Annotated in this window: 4 protein-coding genes and 1 pseudogene; 2 read left to right on the top strand and 3 right to left on the bottom strand. The window is 63.0% G+C overall.

Annotation, left to right across the window (positions count from 1 at the left end):
* Positions 1-1,208, top strand: a 1,208-nt coding sequence (locus A9X03_RS29830; RefSeq protein WP_197696081.1) for a hypothetical protein, incomplete at its 5' end; no start/stop codon positions are given.
* A gap of 188 nt (positions 1,209-1,396) precedes the next feature.
* Here the strand turns inward: A9X03_RS29830 and A9X03_RS14265 are convergent.
* On the bottom strand, positions 1,397-2,218 hold the full coding sequence (locus tag A9X03_RS14265; protein ID WP_082970917.1) for an aspartyl/asparaginyl beta-hydroxylase domain-containing protein: 822 nt from the start codon (positions 2,216-2,218) through the stop codon (positions 1,397-1,399).
* A 198-nt stretch (positions 2,219-2,416) separates the two neighbouring features.
* Between A9X03_RS14265 and A9X03_RS14260 the strand changes: the two genes are divergently transcribed.
* Positions 2,417-3,064: a TetR/AcrR family transcriptional regulator gene (locus tag A9X03_RS14260; protein WP_068261602.1), complete on the top strand. Its 648-nt coding sequence runs from the start codon at positions 2,417-2,419 to the stop codon at positions 3,062-3,064.
* A gap of 79 nt (positions 3,065-3,143) precedes the next feature.
* On the opposite strand, the gene A9X03_RS14255 is transcribed toward A9X03_RS14260, so the two are convergent.
* Both A9X03_RS14255 and A9X03_RS14250 read right to left on the bottom strand, forming a co-directional pair.
* Positions 3,144-4,229: a methyltransferase gene (locus A9X03_RS14255; protein ID WP_068261599.1), complete on the bottom strand. Its 1,086-nt coding sequence runs from the start codon at positions 4,227-4,229 to the stop codon at positions 3,144-3,146.
* A 457-nt stretch (positions 4,230-4,686) separates the two neighbouring features.
* Positions 4,687-5,382: pseudogene (locus A9X03_RS14250) on the bottom strand (hypothetical protein); the annotation flags it as partial.

Below are 5,382 nucleotides of genomic sequence, written 5' to 3'. Positions count from 1 at the left end.
GTGGCGGTAGCGTGGTGAAAGACAGTGTGGGCCGGCACCCACTCGAACCGATAATTTGGCTACTCGCGCAGATCGGCAGCTACCTGACCCGAGGCCGTGGGATCGAGATCGCCAAGTCGGCTGGCTCGGACGTCTTGTGGTTCTGGTGTTCGCATCTCGGCGGGATGGTGCTGGCGCTGCTGATTACCACGGTGTGGACCATCATGGATCGCGGGCGTTCCGACTATCGACGCCTGGCCGCCTCGCTGATCGTGTTCGCGCGCTTCGGGTTGGCCCTGGTGATGATCAGTTACGGGCTGGCCAAGGTGATTCCCGTCCAGATGGGGTTCATGACCCTTCCCCACCACCAGCTGCAGTTAACGGGCGACACCAGCCTGTTCGACACGTTGTGGGGCTTCATGGGTGCCTCCCCGGCGTACTCAGTCGCTGCCGGGCTGATTGAGCTGGTGTCGGGATTGCTACTGCTGTGGAACCGTACGCAGCTGCTCGGTGCACTCGGGTCGGCGATGGCGCTGGCGCAGGTGCTATTGCTCAACATGACTTACGACGTGCCGGTCAAACTGGCAGTCGGCGAATTGTTGTTGATAGCAATTGGTATCGCGTCACCGTATTGGCCGAATCTGGCGCGCGTGGTCTTCAATCGCGGAGAGACTCGTCCAGTTGTGCCCAGTGTGCCGCTCGGTGCGGACAAAGGCTGGCTGCGACGAACCGGCGTGGTCGCCAAGTTCGGTATCGCCGGGTCGTTGCTGGTGTTCAGCGCAATGTGGGACGCCAAGTTGTTCACCGCCTACAACACCCCCACCTCGACACTCGACGGAGTTTGGCGCGCAACGTCCTTCACCATCGATGGACGCGAAGCGGCACTCAACCAGACGAATCCACAGCCGTGGACCAATGTCGCAATCGCCGACCGCACCAAGGTGCCCCAATTCGGCGTGGTGGTCAAATTTGTCAGCCAGGTGCCGGGGGGCTACACCACCACCTGGCATCTCGAGATCGACCGGGATCGGCTCAAGTTGCGCAAGCCCGAATCGGATTCGGCCGAAGTCGTACTGCGCGCGACCCAGCCAGACAAGGACCACCTCGTACTGGCGGGCCAGTTGGACGGCAGGCAGATCGAGGGCACATTCGAGCGACGGTTCATGGAACGCGGCAAGTTCGTTTTCCGGCTCGTCAGTCCGGTTATCCCAGTAGGTTCGCTACAGTAGTGCCTCCACACGACTGGCGATCACGGGTTGTGTCGAGGTAGCGCTCCTCTTAGGGGCGCGCATCGTCGAATCGCATGCCCAACAACGCCGCTCGAGCTTAACGGCCCCCCGCTCACCGCCCGCGTCGCGGTCGGGCCGATTCCATTTCGATTTACCCGACCGCGGGCTGTGGCTCCTCGTCCCGTGGATCACGCAGGATCTGCAAGCGCGCGATCGAATGCGGCTTGGTTCTTCTTCATTCGACGCACGACGGGCGAGTAGCCCATCAGGGTGATCATCACCGAGTTGAAGATGTCGAACGGAAACTTCATCGGTCGCGCAATATCGAGGAAAAGCACGACGCGGGTTTCCTTGGTGTTGTTCCACACCTCGTGTTCGTAGGTATCGTCGAACATCAGCGCCACGCCCTCCTGAAAAGAGGCGGTCTCGTCACCGACGCGGATTCCACATTCGCCATCCTGGGGCACCACGAGCGGCAGGTGATAGCGCATGACGCCCTGGTAAGGACCTCGGTGCGGAGGAATATTCTTTCCCGGTGACAGAATGGAAAAGAAAGCGGTTTTCATCCCGGGTATGTCCTGCAGCAGCCGAGCAGTATCCGGACATTCATCGCACTGCTTATCGAAGCGCCGGCCATAGATGTAAAAAAAGTAACTGAGCCATTTATCGTCGTTTGATATTGCAGCGATCGTTTCGACGATTTCTTGATGGTTTGGAATTGTCTCCGGGGCTGACAGTAGAGCCCTCAATTCGCCCTGCACCTTGCTCAACTTGGAGATGACATGGTCGTGCCACTCGAACTGGGTGGGATCGATGAAAGGTGTCGTCTCGACCAGTGAAAACCTTCTAGGGACCGTCAGGTTGACGATCCTCAGCGCAGGCGTGACGGTCAGAAACAAAAGGTGTCGAAGGGCCGCCACTGCCTTGCTGACATTACGACTCGGCCGCGGTGTACTTCCCCGGTCGGCCATGCTGTCAGCAGTCGTTATACGTGCATCAACGGCAGTCATAAGTGTGACCTCCGATCGCCAGTTTTTTTGATTTTCGTTTGTGATGATGTTCTCGGGCGTAGCGCCCGAGACGCTACGGCGAGACTTTTTAGAAAACCGCGCTCGCTTCGCTGTCCAGCTCCAAACAATATGTATTTATTGCGTGACAATGCGATCATATTGTGGCACGGGTTCGCCCCTGTGTCTATGGTTGGAGCAATGTTTCGCGAAGTGGTGTCTCCCGGTCCGCCCCGGCGGGGCGACCAGTCCAGCGCGGACCGTATTCGCGACGTTGCGCTCAAGACTTTCGCCGTGCACGGTACGGAGGCGACCTCGCTGCGGATGATCGCCGAATCTGCCGGCGTGTCAATCGGATTGGTTCAACATCACTTCAGGACGAAGGGAAACCTCATCACGGCGGTTGACGAGTACGTGATGGCGGTGCTGGGCCAGTCGTTGGCCAGCCCTTTGCCGGAGACCCCGACGGACCCGGTCTCGGCTGTCGCACAGCGGGTGACCGAACTAGTTTCCAACCACGCGCATGTCATCGACTACATGTGCCGCGCTGTGGTCGACTGCACGCCGATGGGTGTGCGGGTCTTCGACGGTTTGGTCGACATCGGTCGGGGCCACTGGGATCAACTCGCCGAACAGGGATTGGTGCGGCCCGGCCTTGATCCCGATTGGGTGGCGCTCAACCCGATGGTGTTGGTGTTGGGCATCTTTATCGTTCGTCCGCATCTGGACCGGCACCTCCCCGATGGCTTCACCAGTCCGGTGCAGCTGGACAGGTGGCAAAAGGCCACCGACGTTCTGATTAGAAGCGGCCAGATAGTCGCACCTGAGCCCAACGCGGATGGTGGTTGAAGATCGGGGACGTACGCGCTCTCCGGATGCGAGATATGAAGTATGCGGCCAAAACGCATATTTCCGCCGTGCTGATGAGCTACACCGCGATTCCCTCGATGATGCTGAGCGGCGATACGGTCTCGACGACGCGAGTCAAGCGAAAACCGGCCTGGTTGAACAGCCGGCCGTATTCGTCCGCGGTGCGTTCGCGAGCGCCGGCGACGACCAGCATCTCGAGGTCCACCCACTTGCCGTGGAAGTCGCGGTCGTGCTCGGGAACGACGAACTCGCAGAGCAACAGGCGCACACCGGCGCGAGCTGAGGCGCGGACATTGGTGAGGATGCGCACCGCGTCGTCCTCGGGCCAGTCGTGAATGACGTTCTTGAGCACATACGCGTCGCCGCCCTCCGGTGCGGAATCGAAGAACGAGCCCTTTTCGATCCGGACGCGGTGGTCGACACCGTACTTGCGAAGCAACTCCGGTGCGCCCGCCACGACCTCCGGAAGATCAAACAGCACCCCGCGCGAATTCGGAGCCGTCTGCAGGATCGCCGCCAACAGCCGACCGAGTCCGCCGCCGACATCGACGATCGTGCCGAAGGCATCGAAGTCGTAGGCGGCCGTCAAAGGCACGGTCGCGAATTCGGACACATTGGTCATGGCCGTGTTGAAGATCTCCGCCAGCTCCCCTTCCTCGGCCAGGTACTCGAAGGCCGGTTTGCCGCGAAGCTCTGGGATGACTGCCTTCCCGGTCCGGATCGCATCGGTCAGGTGGCTCCAGTGCTCGCGATGCTGCGGCGATCCGACCCACCGCGCCATCCCGGACATCGAGATGGGCGCGTCGGTGCGCAGCGTGTCCCCCAGTGGGGTGAGCGCATAGCGCCCGTCACGGCGCTGCCGGAAGATCCCGATGCCGATCAACGCGCGCATGAGCCGCCTCAGGGCGTCGGCGTCGGCGCCGATCCGGTCTGCCAGCTGGTCGCCGGACAGCGGGCCGCCCGCCAGGGCATCCGCCACGCCAAGGTCCGCTGCGGACGTGATCGCTTGCGCGACCCAAGCGTTCAGGATCAACTCCATCATCACCGCCGCGGGCGGAGCGGAGCGTTGGCGCAGCCGCGACAACTGGTGGCGGACCCGTTCGACGGCTCGCGCGACACTGACCGGCGGAACCTTCGACGTCACGTGACTCCCCTTCTCCCTGGCATCGCCATCATGGACGCTTCGTACCGGCGACTGCCCTCGCGCGCGCCAGGAAAGCCACGATAGAGCAGTCAAACTCGTTCGCCTCAGCGCTCGTGCTGTAAACCCTCGAACCCGCTTCGAACTATGCCCGGAAATCGGGAATATTTCAACAGTGATTGAAATAGTGGCGCGTTCGACCTATAGTTCTGACAAGGGGGTCGGATGAGCGGAGGCCGTCATGTCACGTCTGGTCACGAAGGTCGTCGTTGCGGCGATCCTCGCATTCACCGCGGTAACGGCGACCGGATGCGTTCCGGCAGCCACGGTTGGACCGCCTTTGGGCGTCGCAGCGGGGTAAAGCGGCTACGGTCGAACGGCGAGCGGCGCGCCATCAGGGTGCTTATCGCCAATCGCGTTGGGGCAGAATAGAAGCGGTCTAGCCGCCGCCCTTGCCGCGTCACGCATCATTCGCGGCGGCGAGCAGTCGCGACGGGGCCAGTCGGCGCTCGGGGTCCACGGCGTTGCGAATCCGGACCAGACGCTGCAACCCCGAGCGGTCCAGCCCGTCCCCGACCGCGGCACGGCCGTCGGCGAACGACGCTGCGGCGAGCCCGATGTCGGCCCTCATCGCGGTGGCCTGAACCTCTGCCAACCCCCGCTCGGTGCGAGCGCCCGAGGCGGCGTCGGCAGCGAGACCGACCGCGTGCAGCAGGAAAGGTCCGGGCACCGCGGTCATCGCCCCGTCGCGAGTGGGTGCGGCATTGCCCAGATTTCGGAACTCGACCACCGCTACCGGCGAATCGGGCGCGGCCGCGGTGCCCAACACCTCGGCTGCCACGTCCACCGCGCGAGGTCCCAGCCACCTTCCGATGCCCAGCGCCGGAACCGGATTGGGTGGGTCGAGGTGGATATGGGCCAGCCGGGCTGCATCGGCGCGCGCCCAGTTGCTGTTCACCGCGGGCGCCGGTGCGGCTTCGAGGGCGCGCAGCAGCGGGGCGGCCGCATCGGCGCCCTGCGGTGACGCGAACGCCAGATGCACAACCGGAACGCCTTGCAGCGCAGGAGGAAACGCCGGTGCACCCGGCGGGGTCCGCAGCACGCTGAGGCTGGTGGAGAGCGCATCACCGATCTGGCTCATGGCACTCGCCCAGGC

Origin of the sequence: Mycobacterium sp. E1715, assembly GCF_001667625.1 — a bacterium.
Lineage (GTDB): Bacteria > Actinomycetota > Actinomycetes > Mycobacteriales > Mycobacteriaceae > Mycobacterium.
This window is presented reverse-complemented; position numbering and strand designations above follow the sequence as displayed.

Excerpts from the sequence above, each read along its gene's own strand:
- A9X03_RS14260 (WP_068261602.1), top strand. The coding sequence starts at position 2,417 with ATGTTTCGCGAAGTGGTGTCTCCCGGTCCGCCCCGGCGGGGCGACCAG.
- A9X03_RS14265 (WP_082970917.1), bottom strand. The coding sequence starts at position 2,218 with ATGACTGCCGTTGATGCACGTATAACGACTGCTGACAGCATGGCCGAC.